This window comes from Bradyrhizobium sp. 33ap4 (assembly GCF_032654765.1).
In the GTDB taxonomy this organism is placed as follows: Bacteria; Pseudomonadota; Alphaproteobacteria; order Rhizobiales; family Xanthobacteraceae; genus Bradyrhizobium; species Bradyrhizobium australafricanum.
The window spans coordinates 1-1477 of the sequence record NZ_JAUMTJ010000173.1; the positions used below are offsets into that span (position 1 = coordinate 1).

At 58.2% G+C, this 1477-nt stretch carries 1 protein-coding gene and 1 pseudogene; both read right to left on the reverse strand.

Going from position 1 to position 1477, the window contains the following annotated elements; all coding sequences use genetic code 11:
• Nucleotides 1-503: 503 nt before the first annotated feature.
• The gene (locus Q2M23_RS43560) at nt 504-1238 is read right to left on the reverse strand and encodes a metallophosphoesterase (RefSeq protein ID WP_316399511.1); all 735 of its coding nucleotides are present in this window, start codon (nt 1236-1238) and stop codon (nt 504-506) included.
• A pseudogene (locus tag Q2M23_RS43565) lies at nt 1219-1477 on the reverse strand (hypothetical protein); the annotation flags it as partial. The pseudogene Q2M23_RS43565 and the gene Q2M23_RS43560, both read right to left, overlap by 20 nt.

Here is a 1477-nt window from a genome sequence, read left to right on the forward strand (position 1 = left end):
CATCTCCGAATCTCGTCGGAGCCAATGAATCATGATCCTCGGTCGGCGGCGACCGCCTTTTTTCAACAGCCTGCTAGGTGCGGTCTATTCTTCGGCGTGGCCCTCTGCGACAGTGCTCCGGCACGAAGTATTGCGATAGGTCCTCGCCCCGGTGGTAGCCCTCGCCTACGACGCACGCAGTCCCGCTAGAAACGTATCAACGGTCATCCCCTGAATTGCGCCCGAGACCCGTCGTTTATCGTAGTCGTATTCAAACTGAAGAACCCAATCCCGTTCACCCGATATAGTTCCTTCCTATCGACTCCGATATAGTTCCTTCCTATCGACTCCGATATAGTTCGTTCGCTCGTTCCTGCCATAAGTGCCTTTCTGCCTATCCGTAGGGGCCTCAGGAACCCCTTCGATGTGACCAAAGTAGTCGCCCACTGTCCACGGAATCCGTGCGCCTGAGCTGTGAGCGTACCAATCGAGATACTGGTTTTGCTGCCATCGATCACGGCCCCTCAGACTTCAATCAAGGCGTAGGGTCGACCGGTGGGCTTTTCAATTGATCGGGCCACGTTGTAGACCCGTGCGCCTCCGGGTGTTCGGCCTTCATAGCGCCCCTGATGAGCATGGCCGTGCACCACCGCGCTCACTTTGAATCGATCAATCGTTTCGCCGAGACGTGACGAGCCAAGGAACGGAAGAATCTCCAGTGGCTCGCCTTCGACCGTATCGGGAATCGGCGCATAGTGAAGAACGACGACAGCCTGCTTGCTCGCCACAGCGCGCATCGCATTTTCCAGGCGTGTCGCTTCGTTGACGGCTTCGGCGACCAAGTCCTTGACGACGGCCTCGCCGAACGAAGCAAGCATGCGACGGCCGAAGCCGCCGATGAAGCCCTTCACCCCGACGAAGGCGACGCCGTTGATTTCATACGACTGCCCGTTGAGCAGGTGCATCCCGGCGCCCTTCAAAACGCGCTTTACGTCTTCAGTCTGGCCGGATTCGTAGTCGTGATTTCCGAGCACGCCGACAACGGGAATGGAGCAGGCACGCAAATCCTCTGCCAGAAGTTCCGCTTCGGACGGCTTGCCGAGGTCCGTGAGATCGCCGCAAAGGACAAGCACCTGGGCCTTGGTCGAGACCTCGGCAAAGAGCTCCCGGAAAGACAATGTACGGTCCTCCTTCATGTGGAGATCGCCAATGGCAGCGAAGGTGAACTTGTCAGGTTTTTCAGACATCGCGCTGCTCATTGCCCCCGCCTGCGTCGACAAACCCCCATTCCTCCACGGCCGGCTCATAATCGACCAGCGAAAACAGCCGGCCCCGACATATCTTCACGCGCGGAGGAGGAAGCTCGAGCTGCGTCTTCAGGCGGGCGACCAGTTCGTCCATCAGCCAGCGCGGCACGCAATTGCGTGTTTCGGCAATTTCCGGACAGCAATTTCGGTAATTCGCGGACAGCGATTTCAGTAATTCCGGGACAGGGATT